16 protein-coding genes are annotated in these 19,933 nt (G+C 65.0%); 4 read left to right on the plus strand and 12 right to left on the minus strand.

Annotated elements, in window-relative coordinates; all coding sequences use genetic code 11:
- Nucleotide 1: 1 nt before the first annotated feature.
- From ACSQ27_RS18990 to ACSQ27_RS19000, 3 genes are all read right to left on the minus strand, one after another.
- Nucleotides 2-1,432 (minus strand): caspase family protein, encoded by a 1,431-nt coding sequence (locus tag ACSQ27_RS18990; protein ID WP_436157043.1) that lies wholly within the window; start codon nt 1,430-1,432, stop codon nt 2-4.
- A gap of 30 nt (nt 1,433-1,462) precedes the next feature.
- Nucleotides 1,463-2,896: a caspase family protein gene (locus tag ACSQ27_RS18995; protein ID WP_436157044.1), complete on the minus strand. Its 1,434-nt coding sequence runs from the start codon at nt 2,894-2,896 to the stop codon at nt 1,463-1,465.
- Nucleotides 2,897-3,026: 130 nt separating this feature from the next.
- Complete coding sequence (locus ACSQ27_RS19000) at nt 3,027-4,739, minus strand: FMN-binding glutamate synthase family protein (protein ID WP_436157045.1); 1,713 nt, start codon at nt 4,737-4,739, stop codon at nt 3,027-3,029.
- A gap of 96 nt (nt 4,740-4,835) precedes the next feature.
- Between ACSQ27_RS19000 and ACSQ27_RS19005 the strand changes: the two genes are divergently transcribed.
- Nucleotides 4,836-5,666, plus strand: a complete 831-nt coding sequence (locus ACSQ27_RS19005; protein ID WP_436157046.1) for a UPF0149 family protein — start codon at nt 4,836-4,838, stop codon at nt 5,664-5,666.
- An 11-nt stretch (nt 5,667-5,677) separates the two neighbouring features.
- Here ACSQ27_RS19005 and ACSQ27_RS19010 read toward each other — a convergent pair whose 3' ends face one another.
- The 7 genes from ACSQ27_RS19010 to ACSQ27_RS19040 all read right to left on the minus strand — a co-directional run bounded on the left by ACSQ27_RS19010 (nt 5,678) and on the right by ACSQ27_RS19040 (nt 13,781).
- Nucleotides 5,678-6,454, minus strand: coding sequence for a 5'-methylthioadenosine/adenosylhomocysteine nucleosidase (locus ACSQ27_RS19010; protein WP_436157047.1), 777 nt, complete (start codon nt 6,452-6,454; stop codon nt 5,678-5,680).
- A 97-nt stretch (nt 6,455-6,551) separates the two neighbouring features.
- Nucleotides 6,552-8,240: a long-chain-fatty-acid--CoA ligase gene (locus ACSQ27_RS19015; RefSeq protein WP_436157048.1), complete on the minus strand. Its 1,689-nt coding sequence runs from the start codon at nt 8,238-8,240 to the stop codon at nt 6,552-6,554.
- A gap of 176 nt (nt 8,241-8,416) precedes the next feature.
- Nucleotides 8,417-9,841 carry an NAD(P)(+) transhydrogenase (Re/Si-specific) subunit beta gene (locus ACSQ27_RS19020; RefSeq protein ID WP_436157049.1) on the minus strand — a complete coding sequence of 475 codons (1,425 nt, stop codon included), beginning with the start codon at nt 9,839-9,841 and terminating at the stop codon, nt 8,417-8,419.
- A complete protein-coding gene (locus ACSQ27_RS19025) occupies nt 9,838-10,164 on the minus strand; it encodes an NAD(P) transhydrogenase subunit alpha (RefSeq protein ID WP_074580127.1) in 327 nt (108 codons plus the stop codon). The genes ACSQ27_RS19020 and ACSQ27_RS19025 overlap by 4 nt, the downstream gene beginning before the upstream one ends.
- Nucleotides 10,165-10,170: 6 nt before the next feature.
- Nucleotides 10,171-10,878 carry a hypothetical protein gene (locus ACSQ27_RS19030; protein ID WP_436157050.1) on the minus strand — a complete coding sequence of 236 codons (708 nt, stop codon included), beginning with the start codon at nt 10,876-10,878 and terminating at the stop codon, nt 10,171-10,173.
- Entirely contained in the window at nt 10,875-11,990 is a 1,116-nt protein-coding gene (locus ACSQ27_RS19035; protein WP_436157051.1) for a Re/Si-specific NAD(P)(+) transhydrogenase subunit alpha, read from the minus strand. Before ACSQ27_RS19035 ends, ACSQ27_RS19030 begins: the two co-directional genes overlap by 4 nt.
- Before the next feature lie 255 nt (nt 11,991-12,245).
- On the minus strand, nt 12,246-13,781 hold the full coding sequence (locus ACSQ27_RS19040) for a CoA-acylating methylmalonate-semialdehyde dehydrogenase (RefSeq protein WP_436157052.1): 1,536 nt from the start codon (nt 13,779-13,781) through the stop codon (nt 12,246-12,248).
- 157 nt (nt 13,782-13,938) lie between these two features.
- Here ACSQ27_RS19040 and ACSQ27_RS19045 point away from each other — a divergent pair, with 157 nt between their 5' ends.
- Both ACSQ27_RS19045 and ACSQ27_RS19050 read left to right on the plus strand, forming a co-directional pair.
- Nucleotides 13,939-14,910, plus strand: coding sequence for a LysR family transcriptional regulator (locus tag ACSQ27_RS19045; protein ID WP_436157053.1), 972 nt, complete (start codon nt 13,939-13,941; stop codon nt 14,908-14,910).
- A gap of 68 nt (nt 14,911-14,978) precedes the next feature.
- Nucleotides 14,979-15,503, plus strand: coding sequence for an NUDIX hydrolase (locus ACSQ27_RS19050; RefSeq protein WP_436157054.1), 525 nt, complete (start codon nt 14,979-14,981; stop codon nt 15,501-15,503).
- Here ACSQ27_RS19050 and ACSQ27_RS19055 read toward each other — a convergent pair.
- On the minus strand, nt 15,497-17,098 hold the full coding sequence (locus ACSQ27_RS19055) for a glucan biosynthesis protein (RefSeq protein WP_436157055.1): 1,602 nt from the start codon (nt 17,096-17,098) through the stop codon (nt 15,497-15,499). The two genes, ACSQ27_RS19050 and ACSQ27_RS19055, sit on opposite strands and share 7 nt — an antisense overlap.
- A 210-nt stretch (nt 17,099-17,308) precedes the next feature.
- Here ACSQ27_RS19055 and mnmA point away from each other — a divergent pair, with 210 nt between their 5' ends.
- A complete protein-coding gene (mnmA, locus tag ACSQ27_RS19060; protein ID WP_436157056.1) occupies nt 17,309-18,523 on the plus strand; it encodes a tRNA 2-thiouridine(34) synthase MnmA in 1,215 nt (404 codons plus the stop codon).
- Here the strand turns inward: mnmA and ACSQ27_RS19065 are convergent.
- Nucleotides 18,502-19,911, minus strand: coding sequence for a MipA/OmpV family protein (locus ACSQ27_RS19065; RefSeq protein WP_436157057.1), 1,410 nt, complete (start codon nt 19,909-19,911; stop codon nt 18,502-18,504). The two genes, mnmA and ACSQ27_RS19065, sit on opposite strands and share 22 nt — an antisense overlap.
- Nucleotides 19,912-19,933 lie beyond the last annotated feature (22 nt).

The following is a 19,933-nucleotide window of genomic DNA, read 5'->3' on the forward strand; positions in this document are numbered from 1 at the left end:
GCTAGCGGAGCTTGAGTTCGGTGGTCATCAAATTGGTGGCGGAGGATCCCATGCTTCTCATCACGGAGCTTGAGGAGTCCGCCAGTTCGCGCCCGGCGCTGTAAGTGGATGTCCATTTGCCATGGATATAAACCGGCTTCAAGCTGGCGGGGACTGGCGAGGAATACGATACCTTTGCATCCACGCGGACCTTGCCCTGGCCTATGGGTGTGGCCGTCCAGTAGAAGGTCCCACGCGCGCGATAGCCGGCGTCGACCTGTTCCACCAAAGCCTGCCCGGAGGCCTGGTCCTGCAGTGGCACCGTCCACAAGGCACCGCCGGTCACACGCAGCACATGTTCCCCGACACGCAGTTGGAGAACCTGACCCTGGTCGGAGATCACATCGCCGGTGGAGTACCCCTTCCGGGTGCTGCCGGTATCGACGGTCTTCACGTCCAGTTTGCGTTTTTGTTTGGTCAAGCTATCGGTCATCTCCAGCGTGCCCAGCAGGCCGCCGTCCGCCGATGCGGCAATCGGCCCACCTGCTTTCAACTGCGCCATTCGCACTTTGGCCAGACTTGCAAACACGCCTTCGGGGTATTGCGACAGATAGGCCTGGAGTTCAGCCGGCTGGTTGCTGGATTTGACGCTTTCCCAGAAAGCCAGCTCCAGCGTCGCGGTATCGGGACGGTTCACAGCGGGTTGGCCGTTGAAGGCAAACTGCCCTTCCAGCGCCGTGTTTTCCCAGGGAGTTTGCAGGTCATTGCTTTGCTTGCGAACGGCGCTGCGCACCTGCTTGAAGACCTCCTCGACCGGCAGGCCCGGGAGGTGAATCGCCCGGGCCAGGTTTTCGGCGTAAAGCCCGTTGCGGCCCGTGCCCTCCGGCGCGACCGAGCCCGGCGCCGTGGAGTGCGCCACCAGCGAGCCACCCGGCGCGCGCATGCCGGCCAGGCCCTCAACGGCCGACCGCGACTTCACGGTAAAGGGGCTGGCACGGCTGGCGTCCAGGATCACGAGGTTGACGCGGTTGCCCGCGGTCTGCATCTTCTCCAGCACGGTGTTGGCATTGAGCGAATCGTCGGCCACCTCGTCTTCACGGCGCGTGTCGGAATCGGTGGAGACCAGAAAATTCTCGCCGCGCACCTGCACGCCGTAACCTGCGAAATAAAACAGGCCGACACCGCCGCCGGCCTTGAGCCGGTCGCCGAAATCACGCACCAGCCGGCGCATGTCACGCAGGGACGTGTTCTCAGCCTTCATCACGGTGAAGCCGGCTTCCTTCAAGGCGTTTTCCATCAGGCGCACATCGTTGACAGGCGTGCGCAACGGCGCCAGCCTGTAGGCCGCGTTGCCGATCAGCAAGGCCAGTTTCGGCTCGGGAGTTCCTTGTGCCGCCGCAGGCTGACTCCAGAAAAATACCGCAATCAGGAAGAGAAACAGGCGTGGAGTCATGGTGGAAATCCAGAGAGTGATCGCGTACGGCTAGCGAAACTTGAGCTCCGTGCTCATGATGTTGGTGAACAATGGAATCTCGCTTCGCAGCCGCGCACTGCTGGTGTCCGCCAGCTCGCGTCCGGCACTGTAGGTGGACGTCCATTTGCCGTACATATAGACCGGCTTCGCATTGAGGGGGGTTGGCGAGGAGTAGGCCACCGTCCCATCCACGCGGACCTTTCCCTGGCCTATGGGCGTGGCTGTCCAGCGGAATGTTCCGCGCGCGCGATAGCCGGTGTCGACCTGTTCCACCAAGGCCTGTCCGGAGGCCTGGTCCTGCAGTGGCACCGTCCACAAGGCACCGCCGGTCACACGCAGCACGTGTTCGCCGACACGCAGCTGGAGAACCTGGCCCTGGTCGGAGATCATGTCACCGGTGGAGTACCCCTTCCGCGTGCTGCCGGTATCAACAGTCCTCACATCCATTTTGCGTTTCTGTTTGCTGAAGCCGTCGATCAGGTCCAAGGTGCCAATCAGGCCACCCTCCGCGGCCGATGCCGATGCGGTGGTGGGTCCGCCCGCCTTCAGCTGCGCCATTCGCACTTGAGCCAGGCTTGCAAACACGCCCTCAGGGTATTGCGACAGATAGGCCTGCAGTTCGGCCGGCTGGTTGCTGGATTTGACGCTTTCCCAGAAAGCCAGCTCCATCGTCGCGGTGTCGGGACGGCTCGCCGTGGGCAGGCCGTTGAAGGCAAACTGCCCCTCCAGCGCCATGTTCTCCCAGGGGTTTTGCAGGTTGTTGCTTTGCTTGCGAACGGCGCTGCGCACCTGCTTGAAAACTTCCTCGACCGGCAGGCCCGGGAGGCGAATCGTCCTGGCCAGGTTTTCGGCGTAAAGCCCGTTGCGGCCCGTGCCCTCCGGCGCGACCGAGCCCGGCGCCGTGGAATGCGCCACCAGCGAGCCGCCCGGCGCGCGCATGCCGGCCAATCCCTCAACGGCCGACCGCGACTTCACGGCAAAGGGGCTGCTGCGGCTGGCGTCCAGGATCACGAGGTTGACGCGGTTGCCCGCGGTCTGCATCTTCTCCAGGATGGTGTTGGCGTTGAGCGAATCGTCGGCCACCTCGTCTTCACGGCGCATGTCGGAATCGGTGCCAACCAGGAAGTTTTCGCCGCGCACCTGCACGCCGTGGCCGGCGAAATAAAACAGGCCGACGCCGCCGTCGGCCTTGAGCCGGTCGCCGAAATCACGCACCAGCCGGCGCATGTCACGCAGAGACGCGTTCTCGGCCTTCATCACGGTGAAGCCGGCATCCTTCAAGGCAGCTTCCATCAGGCGCATGTCGTTGACGGGGGTGCGCAGGGGTGTCGGCTTGTAGGCCGCGTTGCCGATCAGCAGGGCCAGGCGGGCTTCCGCCGCATGCGCACCGGTGCAGGCCAGAGCGGCCAGAAGAACTACCGCCAGGAATTTTTTGACTGCCATGAAAGATCTTGAAGTGATGGGTGGAAGAAATTTGGGCCAGACAGGCCGACGAGGGAGTGTAGGGCGCTCCGGAAAATATCAAAAGCGGGAAAACCGGGGAAAAATGCCGGAGCCCCGCCAGCCGGGCAAGCTACGCATGCACCGGCGAAGCGGCTGTCGCGCCGTCGGGCCCGGCCGGCGCCTGCATGGCGGCGCCGTTGGCGCGAAAGCTGTGCGCGCTGGCCAGCGGCCAGTAGTAGCTGAACACGGTGTTCTGTTTTTCCAGCGAGCCCAGCAGCGCGCCGGGTTCCACCTGCATGATGAGGTTGCTGAGCAGCCGCACCTCGGTGTCGGTCAGGCGCCGCACGATGTGGTGGGCGTTGACCTCGCGCGGGTGGCACAGGCCCGCGGCCTGCACCAGCTCCTGCAGCGCGTGCAGGGTGCTGCGGTGGAAGTTGCGCACGCGCTCGGCCTTGTCGGGCACCACCAGCGCCTGCTGGCGCACCGGGTCCTGCGTGGTGACGCCGGTCGGGCATTTGCCGGTATGGCAACTCTGCGCCTGGATGCAGCCCAGTGCCATCATGAAGCCGCGCCCGGCGTTGCACCAGTCGGCGCCCAGCGCCATGAGCCGCACCATGTCGAAGGCGCTGACCACCTTGCCGGCCGCGCCTATGGAAACACGGCTGCGCAGGTTCACGCCGATCAGCGTGTTGTGCACCAGCAGCAGGCCCTCCTGCAGCGGCGCGCCCACATGGTCGGTGAACTCAACGGGCGCGGCACCGGTGCCGCCCTCGGCGCCGTCCACCACGATGAAGTCCGGCGTGATGCCGGTCTCCAGCATGGCCTTGACGATGGCGAACCATTCCCAGGGATGGCCTATGCAGAACTTGAAGCCGGTCGGCTTGCCGCCCGAGAGCTTTCGCAGCCTGGCGATGAAATGCATCATCTCGACCGGCGTGGAAAACGCGCTGTGGCTGGAGGGCGAGATGCAGTCCTTGCCCTGCGGCACGCCGCGCGCCGCCGAGATTTCTGAGGTGACCTTGGGGCCGGGCAGGATGCCGCCGTGGCCGGGCTTGGCGCCCTGGCTCATCTTGAGTTCGATCAGCTTGACCTGCGGGTCTTGCGCGTTGGCCGCGAAGCGCTCTTCGCTGAAGCTGCCGTCCTCGTTGCGGCAGCCGAAATAGCCCGAGCCGATTTCCCAGATCAGGTCGCCGCCGTGCAGCCGGTGGTGCTGCGAGATCGAGCCCTCGCCCGTGTCGTGCGCAAAGCCGCCCAGCTTGGCGCCCTTGTTGAGCGCCATGATGGCGTTGGCCGAGAGCGAGCCGAAGCTCAGGGCCGAGATGTTGAACACGCTGGCATGGTAGGGCTGGGTGCAGGGTTCGACCGAAGGCGAAGGATGCTCGGGTGAGCCGCCTATCCAGACGCGGAAGTCGTGCGAGGCCAGCTTGGTCGGCGCCATTGAATGGTTGACCCACTCATAACCCTGCGCGCCCACGTCGAGCTGTGTGCCGAAAGGCCGGTTGTCGGGCTCGCCCTTGGAGCGCTGGTAGACCAGCGAACGCTGGGCGCGCGAAAAAGGCGTGGCCTCGCTGTCGCTTTCGATGAAGTACTGGCGCATCTCGGGCCGGATGAACTCGAACAGAAAGCGCATGTGGCCTATGACCGGGTAGTTGCGCAGCACCGCATGCCGGGTCTGCCGCAGGTCGCGCACACCCACCCCGACCAACGCGAGGCAAACCAGCAGCGCCAGCCAGCCCACGCCGAAGGCAAGCAGGCTGAACAACGCCAGCAAGGCACCCAATGCGCACAGCGCCATGAAGGAGTAACGGACCGGGAACCGGGCATCCAGACGCTGGAGGAACATGGTGGCGCTTCTGTGAGGAGAGGGGCAAAATAACCGCGATGCGGCAGATACACTTTGCATCATAAGAGCCTCGCGTGAGGCTCAGGACTGTTTTTCATGAAGCCCACCCCCAAAACCACTTCCTCCCCAGCATCCTCGGCGGAGCCGGCTTTCCTGGAAGCCGAGGACTTCGACGCGCTCGACGCCATCCTCGACGACTTGCGCACCCGCTACGACGAGACGCCGCAGTGGGAATTCTGCGAAGGCTTCATGGCCGCCGTGGTCTGTTCGCGCCGCCCCATCGCCGCCGCGGAATACCTGCCCGTGCTGCTGGCCGTGCCCGCTGAAGGCGAGGCGCCGGACCCGGAAGGCGGCTCCTTCGCGAGCACCGAACAAGGTGAGCGCTTCCTCACGCTGTGGAACCGGCGCTGGCAGGAAGTCGAAACCGCGCTCGATGCCGAAGTCGATTCGCTGGAAGACGACAACTGCTACCACCCCGAAGTAATGGACATACGCGGCGCCGTGGCCGAGATGGCGCCCGAAGAGCGCGCCGCCTTCAAGGGTGAAGACCTGCCGGCCTTTGCCCAGGTCTGGGCGCTGGGCTTTATGTTCGCGGTCGAGAGCTGGCCCGACGAATGGACGGCCCCGCGCGACAAGGATGCCGCCAAATGGCTGGACGGCGCGCTACAGGCCGTGGTGGCCATGACCGAGGACGACACGGCCGCGCCCGAGGTCTCACCCCTGAGCGAAGACGGCGCGCCCAGCACCAGCATTGCCCGGCTCAATGCCTTCGGCGAAGCCATCTGGGCGGTGTACGACCTGCGCGAGCTGTGGAAGACGATGGGTCCCAAGGTCGAGACGGTGCGGGTTGAGGCCACGCCGGGACGCAACGACCTTTGCCACTGCGGCAGCGGGAAAAAATACAAGAAGTGCCACGGCGCGGGCTGATCCCGCTGCGATTACGGCTCCAGCGACAGCAGCAGCCGCTCCATGATGGCGTGCGCATAGCGGCTGGCCACTTCCTCGACAAAACGCGGGAAGTCCACATGCGCGCTGTCGTCCGCGCGGTCCGAGATGGTGCGCACGGCGGCAAAGGACACGCCGTAGTCGTGGCAGACCTGCGCCACGGCAGCGCCCTCCATCTCGACCGCGAGCACCGCGTGGCCTGCGCCCGTGAGCGCGGCATGCAGGCTGCGCGACTCGCCGGCGCCAGAGACAAACCGGTCGCCGCTCGCAATCAAGCCCCGGTGAACGCGCGCACCCGGAAAGGCCGCGCTGGCGCCGCCGTCACCGAGCGCCGCCGAGGCCGCATTGAACAGCAGCGCCGTGAGCGCCGCGTCGCCCTCAAAGCGGCTGCGGCCGTACAGCGGCACTTCATAACGCGGGAACAGCGGCGAGGCATCGAGGTCGTGCTGCACAAAATCGCTGGCCACCACGACGTCGCCGACATTCACTCCCGAGCCCAAGCCGCCGGCCACGCCGGTGAAGACCATGCGGCGCACGCCAAAACGCTCGATCAGCGCGGTCGCGGTGGTGGCGGCCGCCACCTTTCCGATCTTCGACAGGGCCAGCACCACCGGCCTGCCGTGCAGGTCGCCAAGCCAGAAGTCGCGGCCGGCGTGCGTCACCTTGCGCGGCTGGTGCAGCAGCTCCATGAGGCCTTGCTGCTCCTGCAACAGGGCGCTGAGGATGGCGACGGGGGCCGGGGAGCTTGAGGCGGTCTGGGACATTGGCATGGCAGGATTGTGCCCACAAAGCACAGGCGTAAAAAAGGGCGACTCGCGCCGCCCTTAGAAAACCTTTGCAGGCTCTAAAAACTTGTTGGCCACTGGCTTATTTTTTATCGCGCAACTCGCGGCGCAAAATCTTGCCGACCGGTGTCTTGGGCAGGTCGGTGCGGAACTCCACCACCTTGGGCTGCTTGTAGCCGGTCAGGTTGGTCTTGCAGTATTCACGCACCTGGGCTTCGGTGAGGTCCGGGTTTTTCTTGACGATCACCAGCTTCACGGCTTCGCCGGATTTCTCGTCGGCCACACCCACGCAGGCGCATTCCATCACGCCGTCGAGCTTGGCCACCACGTCCTCGATCTCGTTCGGGTAGACGTTGAAGCCGCTCACGAGGATCATGTCCTTCTTGCGGTCGACGATCTTGAAGAAACCGTTTTCATCCAGCACGCCGATGTCGCCGGACTTGAAGTAGCCGTCGGGCGTCATGACCTTGGCGGTTTCGTCGGGGCGCTGCCAGTAGCCGGCCATGACTTGCGGGCCCTTGATGGCGATCTCGCCGGGCTGGCCCTGCGGCACTTCATTGCCGTCGTCGTCGAGCAGCTTGAAGTAAGTGCCGGGAATCGGCACGCCGATGGTGCCGGTGAAGGCCTTGCTGTTGGTCGGGTTGCAGCTGGCCGAAGGCGAGGTCTCGGACAGTCCGTAACCCTCGCAGACCGGGCAGCCGGTTTTTTCAAGCCACAGCTTGGCCACCGCGCTTTGCACGGCCATGCCGCCGCCCAGCGACACCTTCAGGTGCGACCAATCCACCGTGTTGAAGTCCGGGTGGTTGGCCAGTCCGTTGAACAGCGTGTTGACGGCCGGGAAGCTGTTGACCTTGTGTTTGGACAGTTCCTTGAGCACCGCGGGCAGGTCGCGCGGGTTGGGGATCAGGATGTTCTTGCCGCCGGTGCGCATGCCCAGCATCATGTTCACGGTGAAGGCGAAGATGTGGTACAGCGGCAGCGCGCAGACGTAAACGGGCTGCTGGCCGGCCTGCAGGCTGGCCATGGCCGGACCGTTCCAGGCCTCGGACTGCAGCACGTTGGCGATCACGTTGCGGTGCAGCAGCACCGCGCCCTTGGACACGCCGGTGGTGCCGCCGGTGTACTGCAGCACGGCCACGTCGTCGGGCTTGATGTCGGGGCGCTTGAGGGTCAGGCGCGTGCCTTGCGCGACCGCGTCGTTGAAGCGCACGGCGCCGGGCAGGTTGAAGGCCGGCACCATTTTCTTGACGTTGCGCACCACGTAGTTGACCAGCGCGCCCTTGAGCATGCCGAGCTGGTCGCCCATGGCGCACAGCACCACATGCTTGACCGGCGTGGCGGCGATGCACTGCTCCAGCGTGTTGGCGAAGTTTTCGATGATGACGATGGCCTTGGAGCCCGAGTCCTTGAGCTGGTGCTCGAGTTCACGCGGCGTGTACAGCGGATTGACGTTGACCACTACGTAGCCGGCGCGCAGGATGGCGGCCACGGCCACCGGGTACTGCGGCACGTTGGGCATCATGATGGCGACGCGGTCGCCCTTGGCCAGGCCCAGGCTTTGCAGGTAGGCGCCGAAAGCCTGCGACAAGCTGTCGGTCTGGGCGAAGGTGACGTCCTTGCCCATGAAGCTGTAAGCGACGCGGCTGCCGTGCTTCTTGAAGCTTTCCTCCATCAGGGCCACCAGCGACGGGTATTGCGACGCGTCGATGTCGGTGGGAACGCCCGGCGGGTAGGCCTTGAGCCATGGGCGGTCAATGGTCGCTGCATTCATGTTTGTCTTCTCCATTACGTTTTGCTTACAGCCATGGATTCTCATGGCATGCCCTCTTCGTGGCTATTGCGTTTTCCCTAGGAAGCCCGGGAAATCAGAAGGGAAGCTCCTCTAAACCGGAGGGCCCGCAGCGCAAGGGCCGCGGAAAACCCGGCGGTCGAAAACAGCTTCCTGGCTTACTCGATAGCCTTGCCCATGTCTTCAATGACCTTTTTGGCGTCGCCGAAGACCATCATGGTTTTGTCCATGTAGAAGAGTTCGTTGTCCAGGCCCGCGTAGCCGGCCGCCATGGAGCGCTTGTTGACGATGACCGTCTTGGCCTTGTAGGCCTCCAGGATGGGCATGCCGTAGATGGCGCTGCCCTTGACGTGCGCGGCGGGGTTCACCACGTCGTTGGCGCCCAGGATGATGGCCACGTCGGCCTGGCCGAACTCGGCGTTGATGTCTTCCATTTCGTGCACCTGGTCGTAGGGCACTTCGGCCTCGGCCAGCAGCACGTTCATGTGACCCGGCATGCGGCCGGCCACCGGGTGGATCGCGTACTTGACGTTGACGCCCTTGTCGATGAGTTTTTGCGCGAGCTCTTTCACCGAGTGCTGCGCGCGCGCCACCGCCAGGCCGTAGCCGGGCACGATGATCACGGTCTCGGCATTGCCCAGGATGAAAGCGGCATCGTCGGCGGAACCCGACTTGACGGGACGCTGCTCTTTGGCGCCCGCGGCGGCCGTGCCGGCCTCGCCGCCGAAGCCGCCCAGGATCACGTTGAAGAAGGAGCGGTTCATCGCCTTGCACATGATGTACGAGAGGATGGCGCCCGACGAGCCGACCAGCGAGCCGGCAATGATCAGCATGGAGTTGTTGAGCGAAAAGCCGATGCCCGCCGCCGCCCAGCCCGAGTAGCTGTTGAGCATGGACACCACCACCGGCATGTCGGCGCCGCCGATCGGGATGATGATCAGCACGCCCATCACGAAGCTCAGCGCCAGCATCGCGAAGAAGGCGGGCCAGCTGCCCGTGAACATGAACACCAGGCCCAGGCCTATGGTCAGCAGGCCCAGGACCAGGTTCAGCTTGTGCTGGCCGGCGAACTGTACCGGCGCACCCTGGAACAGGCGGAACTTGTAAGTGCCCGACAGCTTGCCGAAGGCGATCACCGAGCCGCTGAAGGTGATGGCGCCAATGGCCGCGCCGAGGAACAGCTCCAGCCGGTTGCCGGTGGGGATGGGGTTGCCCTTGGCCGCGATGCCGAAAGCATAGGGCTCGGCCACGGCAGCCACGGCGATGAAGACCGCGGCCAGACCGATCATGCTGTGGAAGAAGGCCACCAGCTCAGGCATCTTGGTCATCTCGACCGTCTTGGCGCGCCAAGCGCCGTAGCCCCCGCCGACCACCAGGCCCAACAGAACATAGCCCATGCCCAGGGCCTTGCCGCCCGAGATTTCGACGATCAGCGCGGCCGTGGTCAGCGCGGCAATGGCCATGCCCACCATGCCGAACAGGTTGCCGCGTATCGAGCTGGTGGGGTGCGACAGGCCCTTGAGCGCCTGGATGAAACAAACCGAGGCCACCAGGTACAGCAGCGTGACGAGGTTCATGCTCATTTGGCGGCTCCTTCAGCGGGCGCAGCGGCTTTCTTTTCTTTCTTGCGGAACATCTCCAGCATCCGGCGCGTGACCAGGAAGCCGCCGAAGATGTTGACGGCCGCCAGCGCGACGGCCAGCACACCCATGGTCTTGCCCAGCGGCGTTTCGGTCAGCGCGGCCGCGAGCATGGCGCCCACGATCACGATGGCCGAGATCGCGTTGGTCACCGCCATCAGCGGCGTGTGCAGGGCCGGCGTGACGGTCCACACCACGTGGTAGCCCACGTAGATGGCCAGGACAAAAATAATCAGGTTGATGATGGTGGGGGAAACTGCTTCCATGATCGCCTATCGAGAAGTTGATGAAGTAAGGTGGGGAGCGAAGGCCAGGGGTGGGAGGGTCATGCTGCCGCTCATGGAGTAGACGCTACCTTTGACTGCCGCCGCCAGCTGGCGCGCCCATACAAGCTGGCCGGGTTTCAGGTACGCCGGAAATGTGGAAACCTCTTCGCCCTGCGAACCGAGAAAGCCCGGCACCACGAGCAGGTTCACATGCATGCTGGTGCCACCGGAGCTGCCTAGCGTCACACCGATGGATTGCATGGCCGGCGGCACAGCCAGGCCCTGGCTTTCCATAGCGCTCAATACCTCGGGCATGGCACGCTTCAGATACAGCTCCGCCTTCAAGGGGATTGAAGCCCGGATGCATTCGAGCGCATTGGGGTCTTTCGTCAGGTTCAGGGCATGGACGTTCTGGTTGCTCGTGCAGGTATTGGCCCAGTTGACGCGAATCCCCCCGCCCTTTGACGAGTCCACGTAAAGAATGGCCATCACGCGGCCACCCGAGATGAAGGCAAACGAGCGGGTTTCGGTCGGCAGCGCACCACCCGTGCCATTGCCGTCCACCGTGTCTTGCCCATTGCTGGACGCCAGCGCTTTCCAGTTTCCTTCCGGCAACTCAATGCTGGCCCTGCCCACCTTGACGGTTTCGGCATGCGCGGGCGAAGCGGCCATCGCGGCTGCCAGCATCACCAGCGAAAGCAGCCTGTCGGTCATTTTTTCTTCACCTCGCCGCCTTGCGTCATCAGGCAGGCCGCGACGATGTCGTCTTCCATATCTATCTTGAGTTCACCCTCTTTGGTGATGATGAGCTTGAGGAAGTCGAGCAGGTTGCGGGCGTAGAGCGCGCTGGCGTCGGCCGCGACGAGTGCCGGCACATTGGTTTCGCCGATCAGGGTCACGCCATGCTTGACCACGGTCTTGCCGGCTTCGGTGAGCGGGCAGTTGCCGCCCTGCGGTGCTGCCAGGTCGACGATCACGCTGCCGGGTTTCATGGCCTTGACCATGTCCTCGGTGACCAGCACCGGGGCCGCGCGGCCCGGGATCAAGGCCGTGGTGATGACCACGTCCGCCTGCGCCACGCGCTTGGCGACCTCGGCCTTTTGCCGTTCCAGCCAGCTGGGCGGCATGGGCTTGGCATAACCGCCCACGCCGACGGCGGCTTCGCGCTCTTCGTCGGTTTCATAGGGCACGTCGATGAACTTGCCGCCCAGCGATTCGACCTGTTCTTTCACGCTGGGGCGCACGTCGCTGGCCTCAATGACCGCACCAAGGCGCTTGGCCGTGGCGATGGCCTGCAGGCCGGCCACGCCGACACCCAGGATGACCACACGCGCGGCCTTGACCGTGCCGGCCGCCGTCATCAACATGGGGAAGAAGCGCTGGTAGCGGTCGGCCGCCATCATCACGGCCTTGTAGCCGGCGATATTGGCCTGGGAAGACAGCACGTCCATGCTTTGCGCGCGGCTGGTGCGCGGCGCGGCTTCGAGGGCAAAGGAAGTCAGCTTGCCCGCGGCCAGGCGCTGCAGGCCGGCGGCATCAAAAGGATTGAGCATGCCGACCAGCACGCCGCCGGCTTTGGCCAGGCCCATTTCGCTGTCCAGCGGGCAACGCACCTTGAGCACGATGTCGGCGCCGTAGGCGCCCGCCGCGTCGGTGATCTCCGCGCCGACGGCCGTGTAGGCCTCGTCGGGAACGCTGGCAGCGACGCCGGCGCCCGACTGCACCCGGACGGTATGCCCCTGGGCCTTGAGCTTTTTGGCCGTTTCGGGCGTGATGGCGACGCGTGTTTCTCCGGCCGTGATTTCGGCGGGTACCCCAATCAGCATGGGTCTCTCCTCAGTACGTTGGTATGGGCTTGGTGGACATCAGCCCGCGGGCGGGCTTGTGCGCGATCTGTCTTGTGCGTGTGCGTTTTTGTACCTGTCATGAAGCTTACATGAGATTTTTGCGATTTTTTGTCAGGGCAGTCTATAGTTTTTGCCTGCGCGGATGCCGGTCACAAAAATAAGCCCCATCAACCGCCATTCGGTTGATGGGGCTGATGGGGCTGATGGGGCTGTCATGCCCGAGGGTGCGCCGTGTTATTTGGCCGTGGGCATCACGAACTCGGCGCCTTTGCCTATGCTTTCGGGCCAGCGCTGCATGATGGATTTTTGCTTGGTGTAGAAGCGCACGCCCTCTTCGCCGTAGGCGTGCATGTCGCCGAAAAGGCTCTTTTTCCAGCCGCCGAAACCGTGCCAGGCCATGGGCACCGGAATCGGTACGTTGATGCCGACCATGCCGACCTGGATGCGCCGGCTGAATTCGCGCGCCACGTTGCCGTCGCGGGTGAAGCAGCTCACGCCGTTGCCGAACTCATGGGCATTGATGAGGTTCACCGCTTCAGCGAAGTCCTTGACGCGGACGCAGCCCAGCACCGGGCCGAAGATTTCTTCCTTGTAGATGCGCATGTCGGGTGTGACGTGGTCGAACAGCGTGCCGCCCATCCAGAAACCCTTGTCGCAACCGGCGCCGGCCTGGGCGCCCGTGAAGCCGCGCCCGTCGACCAGCAGCTTGGCGCCCTCTTTCACGCCGGTGTCTATGTAGCCCGTGATGCGCTGGTGCGCGGCCGAGGTGACGATGGGGCCCATCTCGGCGTCGAGTTCCACGCCGTTCTTGATCACCAGGGTTTTGGCGCGCGCCTCCAGCATGGGCACCAGCTTCTCGGCCACATTGCCGACCAGCACGGCCACCGAAATCGCCATGCAGCGCTCGCCGGCCGAGCCGTAGCCCGCGCCTATCAGCGCGTCAACCGCCTGCTCGAGGTCGGCGTCGGGCATGACCACCATGTGGTTCTTCGCGCCGCCCAGGGCCTGCACGCGCTTGCCGTGGCGCGCGCCGGTCTCATAGATGTAGTTGGCGATCGGCGTGGAGCCGACAAAGGACACGGCCTTCACGTCGGGGTGCACCAGCAGCGCGTCGACCGCCTCCTTGTCGCCCTGCACCACGTTGAAGACGCCGTCGGGCAGGCCCGCCTGCTTCAGCAGGTCGGCCATGAAGAGGCTGGGGCTGGGGTCTATGGGGCTGGGCTTGAGCACAAAACAGTTGCCGGCGGCGATCGCCACCGGGAACATCCACATCGGCACCATCACCGGGAAGTTGAAGGGCGTGATGCCCGCCACCACGCCCAGGGGCTGGCGCAGCGTCCAGTTGTCGATGCCGGTGCTGACCTGGTCGGTGAAGTCGCCTTTGAGCAGTTGCGGGATACCGCAGGCGAATTCCACGATGTCGATGCCGCGCGAGACCTCGCCCTGCGCGTCGGTGAACACCTTGCCGTGCTCGGCGGTGATCATGTGGGCCAGCTTGTCCTTGTTCTGGTTCAGCAGCTCCAGGAATTTGAACAGCACGCGTGCGCGGCGCAGCGGCGGCGTGTCGGCCCAGGCCGGGAAAGCCGCCTGCGCGGACGCCACGGCGGCGTCGACTTCGGCCGTGCTGGCCAGCGCGACGTGGCCCGACACGGCGCCGGTCGCGGGGTTGAAGACTTCCTGGCTGCGGCCCGAGGCCGGCGCGGCGACGCGGCCTTGCAGGTAATGGCCTATGGTGGCCTGCGGAGCGGTGGCGGCGGGGGATAAAGACATGGGGAATCCTCTGGATGGAAGGCCTGGCGGCGGTTGCAAGCGCCGAAAAGCTCGGCTTGATGGCAGTCTAGGCGCGCGGGGCCGGATTGATAACTCCCCTATTTGTGATTACATTGTTCATATTTTTGAACAATCAGGCGCCTGGAGCGCTTTACCGATGTCCTCCGACCAGCTCTCCCCCCTCGTGGCCGACCTGCACCTGCTGACGGTGCTGGCCGCCACCCGCAGCTTTACCGAGACGGCTCGCCGCCTGGGCGTTTCCAAGGCCTCGGCCAGCATGCGCATCAGCGAGCTGGAGCGCGCCGCCGGCGTGACGCTGGTGCGGCGCACCACGCGTTCGGTGGGCCTGACCGAGGCCGGCCAGCAGCTGGTCAACGGCATGCAGCCGGCCTTCAATCGCATCAGCGAAAGCTATTCGGCCGTGAAGGACCTGGTGGGCACGCCGCGCGGGCTGATCCGCGTGACGGCGCCGGTCGCCCTGGGGCGCCAGCACCTGGCGCCCTGCGTGGCGGCTTTCCTCAAGCGCTTTCCCGAGATCCACATCGAGCTCGAGCTGACCGACCGCTTCGTGAACCTGGCCAACGAGGGCTTCGACCTGGCGATACGCCACACCAATGCGCCGCCCGAAACCCATGTGGCCTGGGTGCTGTGCGAGACCCGTTCCATCCTGCTGGCCAGCCCCGACTACCTGGCGCGGCGCGGCGTGCCCACGCAACCCTCGGAACTCGCCGCGCACGACTGCCTGCTCTACCTGGGCAGCCACAACACCGCGAGCTGGACCTTTGTGCGCAGCGGCAAACGCAAATCACGCGAACAGGTTGGCGTGAACATCACCGGCACGCTCAAGGCCAACAACAGCGAGGTCCTGCGCGAGGCGCTGGTGGCCGGCCTGGGCATTGGCCTGCTGCCGGACTTCAGCGTGCCCGCGAGCGGCGGGGGCTCACCGGGGCAGCCGCCCCTGGTGCACGTGCTGCCCGACTGGCAGGTGCAGGGCTTCTTCGGCGAGCGCATCTATGCCCTGCGGCCCTGGTCGGCCCAGGTTCCCAAGGCCGTGCAGTATTTTGTCGAGCACCTGCGCGAGAGTTTTGCCCGAGGGTTCGGCGCCTCACATCCGGCGCCTGCACCATAGAAGCCGCTCACCCGGCCCGGGAAAAATACCCGGAAGAACTGTCACCCACGCCACGGATAATCACGGCCATGAACAATCGATGGAAGCCCAGCGTCACGGTCGCTGCGGTCATAGAAAAAATAATCGACGGCGTCCCCAAATTCCTGCTGGTGGAGGAAGAAACCCGGGACGGCCTGAAGCTCAACAACCCCGCCGGCCACCTGGACCCGGGCGAAAGCCCTGTGCAAGGCTGCGCCCGGGAGACGCTGGAAGAAACCGCCTTCCACTTCAAGCCCACCGCCATCGTCGGCGTCTACCTGTCGCGCTTCGAGCGGGCCGTGCCCGGCCAGGACGAGCCGCTGGACATCACCTACCTGCGCTTCGCCTTCTGCGGTGAACTCGGCGAGCACGTGCCCGGCCAGGCGCTGGACGAAGGCATTGTGCGCACCGTCTGGCTGACGGCCGACGAAATCCGGGCCAGCGCCGCCATGCACCGCAGCCCCCTGCTGCTGACCTGCATGGAGGACTACCTGGCCGACAAACGCTACCCACTGGGCCTGGTGACCACGGATCCCAGCGTGCATGCACTCCTGGGCCAGCGCAGTCCTCAGTAAAGAATCCGCTGCGCCACCGGCGGCGGTGTCCACTGGTACAGCCAGGTTTCCGTCAATGACTGGCCGTCGACCTGCAAATGCATGCGCAGGTTGATGGGTGCCGTGCTGTCGCCGTCGGGGCGCAGGTCGAACATGGCACGCCAGCCCTTGATGGCGTCCAGCGGCCGGGCCGACGTCAACTCAATCGTGCCGCGCGAGGCGGTGATCACGGCTTTGACCTGGGCCCCGCGGTTCAGCAAGGAAAAGTCCCCGCCCGCAAAATCGACCGCAAAACGCCATGCATAGGCGGTGCGCTTTTGCCCGACCACGCCGCCGAGGCCGGTGCGTGTGGCCACACAGCGCGCCAGCGGTCCTTGCGCGGCGGGTGGCTGGCCACCCCAGTGCAGCCGGTAGGAAAACAGCAGCTCCTGCCCTGCCTGCGGCTTGTCCCGGGGGTTCCAGAAGGCCACGATGTTGTCAAAGGTTTCGTCCACGGTCGGGATTTCCACCAGCTGTATCGCGCCCGCGCCCCAGCCGGCCTTGGGCTCGACCCACAGGCTGGGGCGTTTTTCGTAGAACACGCCGTCGTCCTGGTAGTGGTCAAAGTTGCGGTCGCGCTGCATCAGGCCAAAACCACGCGGGTTGTCGTCCTGGAAGGCGTTGAACTGCAATTGCGCCGGGTTGGTCAAGGGGCGCCACAGCCATTCGCCCGTGCCGCTGTGCATGGCCAGGCCGTCGGTGTCGTGGATTTCGCCGCGCCAGTCCCAGCCCATGCGCCTGTCGTTTTCGCCGGTCTGGAACATGCTGGTGCAGGGCGCGATGCCCAGGCGGTCAATGGTTTTGCGCGGGTACAGCGCCACGTCCAGGTCCATGATCTGCGTGTCGCCCGGCGTGATCACAAAGCGGTAGGCGCCACTGACGCTCGGCGAGTCCAGCAGCGCGTAGACGGTCAGTGAAGCGGCTTTCGGGTCCGGCTTTTCGAGCCAGTAACCGATGAAATCCGGGAACTCTTCCGGGAAAGTCTGCGCCGTGTCGATAGCCAGGCCGCGTGCCGACTGGCCGTACTGCCATTCGCCGCCCACCGCGCGGAAGTAGCTTGCGCCGAGGAAGGCCGCCACGTCACGCACCGGGTCGGTGTGGAAATTCAGCCGGAAGCCGGCAAATCCGAGATCGGCGGGCAGCTTGTCGCCCCGCACGCCGCTTTTCCCGTAATCAAACATGGCCGGGTCATAGGCCAGCTCCTGTGCCTGGCCGTTGCTCACTTCGTGCATGCGCACCGGGGTCTTGAAGAACAGGCCGAGGTGGAAAAACTTCGCCACAAAACGCAGCTTGTCATCGCCCCACAAGGCATGGTCGTCGCGAAAGCGGATGGCCTGGTGCTGGTCCCAGTTCAAGTCTGAAATACCGGCCGGCAAGGCGGTAGCCCGGGGCCGGTAGGGTTTGGCCGACAGCTCGCGCGCCTGGCCCTTGAGCACCGCGTAGTCGAAGGCCTGGGCCTTGCCCACGGGCTTGAGGCCCGCAGCCTGGGCCAGTGACGAAAGCCATGGCAGCCCGGTGGCCATGCCGGCAGCCGTGACGGCCCGGCCGGTGCGGGAAAGAAATTGACGTCGTTGCAATGTGGCAGCTCCTGCAAGAAGGGGGCATTCCATTGTGCTGGAAACATCCGCGAAGATACGGTGCAGCCACCGACAATAGTCCGAACGGCTCAGCAAACCCGGCGGTTTGCCCCCTGGCGAACGCCGGTCTGCGGCGGCAGTGGCCTGGCCCCCAGCGCGCCATCACCCCCGCAAACCCCCGGTGTTTGGGGCTGCGGGGATAATTGCCCCATGGGTCAAAAAGGCAAGTCCGCGCAGCGGATCGTCGTGGGTTTGAGCGGAGGCGTGGACTCTGCGGTGACGGCGCACCTGCTCAAACAGCAGGGCCACGAGGTCATCGGCATCTTCATGAAGAACTGGGAAGATGACGACGACAGCGAATACTGCTCGTCCAACATTGATTTTGTCGACGCCGCGGCCGTGGCCGACGTGATCGGCATCGAGATCGAGCACGTCAATTTCGCGGCCGACTACAAGGACCGCGTGTTCGCCGAATTCCTGCGCGAATACCAGGCCGGCCGCACACCGAACCCCGACATCCTGTGCAACGCCGAAATCAAGTTCAAGGCCTTCCTGGACCACGCCATGCGCCTGGGCGCCGAAAAAATCGCGACCGGTCACTATGCACGCGTGCGCCACAACGAGGCCACCGGCCTGCATGAGCTGCTCAAGGGCCTGGACCCGGCCAAGGACCAGAGCTATTTCCTGCACCGCCTGAACCAGGCGCAGCTTTCGAAGACGCTGTTCCCGGTGGGCGAGCTGCACAAGACTGAAGTGCGCCGCATCGCCGACGAGATCGGCCTGCCGAATGCGAAGAAGAAAGACTCGACCGGCATCTGCTTTATCGGCGAACGGCCTTTCCGCGATTTCCTGAACCGCTACATCGCCAAGGCGCCCGGCCCCATCAAAAACGACAAGGGCCGCGTGCTCGGCGAGCACGTGGGCCTGTCCTTCTACACGCTGGGCCAGCGCCAGGGACTGGGCATAGGCGGCGTGAAAGCCAAAGGCGCCGACTTGAAGGCCGCGCAGGCGCGCGGCTTGCGCGGCGTGGGCGAGCACGAGCCCTGGTTCGTGGCGCGCAAGGACCTGGAAACCAACACGCTGTGGGTGGTGCAAGGCCATGAGCATCCCTGGCTGCAATCGACGGTGCTGACGGCGCAGGATTGCAGCTGGGTGGCGGGTAGCGCACCCGCGCCCGGTGCCATGGCCGCCAAGGCGCGCTACCGGCAGGCCGACGCGCCTTGCGAGTTGCGCCAGTCCTCCATGGCCGGCTGTGAGCTGGCGTTTAGCGATGCGCAATGGGCGGTGACGCCGGGGCAGTCAGCCGTGCTTTACCAGGGTGAAGTCTGCCTTGGCGGCGGCGTGATCACCGCCAGCAATGTGCAGAACCAGCCTGCGATGTCACCTCACGCCGGCGCGGCGCGTCACAGCGCCGTTTCGACGTAGGTGTAGATGTAGTTGGAGCCGCCGTTGACATTGCCCAGCAGGCGCGACGAACCAAAAATACCCGAGCGGTGCGACACGCCGAAACCGATGTAGGTTTCCTTGAGCGGCCGGTAGCCGATCAAGTCGCCCAGGCTCACGTCCAGGGTCGGGTCCAGGAAGTTGAGCATGCGGGAAGCCGGCTTGCCGTTGGCCGCCAGGCTGGAGGACTCGATGTAAGGAGCCCGCTGCGCCATCGACACCCCCAGGCCCAGGCCCAGGCGGGTCTTCACGCGGTCGCTCCAGGGGAAGCCTGAATACACGGCCTTCATGAAAAGGTCGAGTTGCAGTCCGTTGGGCTGCAGGCCGCGGTCGTTGTGGTGTGTCAGGCCCACATAGCCGATGAAGTCCAGCGGCCAGCCGTTCACGTTGTTCAGGAAAGGCTTGCCGATCTGCACGCCGCTGATGCTGGTCGGGTTGGTCTTGGCCGTGGACAGGCACTGCGCCGTGATGATCTTGGCCAGGTGGCAGCCGTCCTCGGTGGACTTGCCGTACAGCACCTTGAAGTAGGTGGGCGAGCCGTTCTCGGCCCACTCGCGCTTGTGGCCGCCGAAGTCGTAGGCCGCACCCACGTAGACCGCGGGCAGCACGCTTTTTTGCACGATGGGGCTGTCCTTGACCTTGTTTCCGAGGAAGGTCGCCGACACGCCGGCCAGCAGGCGCCAGCGCTCCGTGACGTCATAGGAGCCGTAAAGGCCCAGCGAAGTCTGCACGCCCGCGCCGGGCGCGTAGGCGGGGCGGCTTGCCGTGGCTTCGCCGGGCTGCACGCCGTAGTAATAGTTGTTGAGCTTGGCGTCGCGAAACGCCACCGTCAGGCTGGGGCGCAGCATCCAGGGGCCGGAGCGCCAGTCATAGGTATAGCCGAGGCGGAATTCATTGCCCTTGTAGGTGTTGCCGATGTCATGCACCAGCTCGGCCTGCAGCGTGCCCCAGGGCTGGCGCCAGCGGTAGGCCAAGCCCAGGTCGAGGGCGGAGTCGCGCGCCGACATGCCCGTAAGGCTGGCCGGCAGGCGCTCGGTGGGAAAGCCTTCCAGGCGCTGCTCCACAAAAAGGTCCAGGCGCCGCTCGCTGCCGTTGAGCAGCTTCACGCCGCCCCGGTTGGCATGCAGGAACAGGCGCTCGCCTTCGTAGAGGTAGAGCGGCAGCAGGTCGTAGCGGCTGCCCGCGTCCTTGTAGGGCGAGCGCTCGACGCGCATCACCATGCCGAGCCCGGCGCTGCCCGTGGCCGGGAGGATATCGGCGATCGGCTCGATGTTGCCGCCGGCCAGGGCTGTCGGCGGGACGCAGAAGCCGCCCAGTACCAGGGCGGTGCCCAAAAGGAGGCTGCGCGGCGCGGAGATCAGGTTCGTCATTTTTTTTGAGGGAATTCTGTGT

The organism is Polaromonas sp. LjRoot131 (assembly GCF_964252805.1).
GTDB lineage: Bacteria > Pseudomonadota > Gammaproteobacteria > Burkholderiales > Burkholderiaceae_C > Polaromonas.

Bases quoted from the DNA above. Each gene is read 5' to 3' on its own strand.
- ACSQ27_RS18990 (WP_436157043.1), bottom strand. From the start codon at position 1,432: ATGACTCCACGCCTGTTTCTCTTCCTGATTGCGGTATTTTTCTGGAGT.
- ACSQ27_RS18995 (WP_436157044.1), bottom strand. From the start codon at position 2,896: ATGGCAGTCAAAAAATTCCTGGCGGTAGTTCTTCTGGCCGCTCTGGCC.
- ACSQ27_RS19000 (WP_436157045.1), bottom strand. From the start codon at position 4,739: ATGTTCCTCCAGCGTCTGGATGCCCGGTTCCCGGTCCGTTACTCCTTC.
- ACSQ27_RS19005 (WP_436157046.1), top strand. From the start codon at position 4,836: ATGAAGCCCACCCCCAAAACCACTTCCTCCCCAGCATCCTCGGCGGAG.
- ACSQ27_RS19010 (WP_436157047.1), bottom strand. From the start codon at position 6,454: ATGCCAATGTCCCAGACCGCCTCAAGCTCCCCGGCCCCCGTCGCCATC.
- ACSQ27_RS19015 (WP_436157048.1), bottom strand. From the start codon at position 8,240: ATGAATGCAGCGACCATTGACCGCCCATGGCTCAAGGCCTACCCGCCG.
- ACSQ27_RS19020 (WP_436157049.1), bottom strand. From the start codon at position 9,841: ATGAGCATGAACCTCGTCACGCTGCTGTACCTGGTGGCCTCGGTTTGT.
- ACSQ27_RS19025 (WP_074580127.1), bottom strand. From the start codon at position 10,164: ATGGAAGCAGTTTCCCCCACCATCATCAACCTGATTATTTTTGTCCTG.
- ACSQ27_RS19030 (WP_436157050.1), bottom strand. From the start codon at position 10,878: ATGACCGACAGGCTGCTTTCGCTGGTGATGCTGGCAGCCGCGATGGCC.
- ACSQ27_RS19035 (WP_436157051.1), bottom strand. From the start codon at position 11,990: ATGCTGATTGGGGTACCCGCCGAAATCACGGCCGGAGAAACACGCGTC.
- ACSQ27_RS19040 (WP_436157052.1), bottom strand. From the start codon at position 13,781: ATGTCTTTATCCCCCGCCGCCACCGCTCCGCAGGCCACCATAGGCCAT.
- ACSQ27_RS19045 (WP_436157053.1), top strand. From the start codon at position 13,939: ATGTCCTCCGACCAGCTCTCCCCCCTCGTGGCCGACCTGCACCTGCTG.
- ACSQ27_RS19050 (WP_436157054.1), top strand. From the start codon at position 14,979: ATGAACAATCGATGGAAGCCCAGCGTCACGGTCGCTGCGGTCATAGAA.
- mnmA (WP_436157056.1), top strand. From the start codon at position 17,309: ATGGGTCAAAAAGGCAAGTCCGCGCAGCGGATCGTCGTGGGTTTGAGC.
- ACSQ27_RS19065 (WP_436157057.1), bottom strand. From the start codon at position 19,911: ATGACGAACCTGATCTCCGCGCCGCGCAGCCTCCTTTTGGGCACCGCC.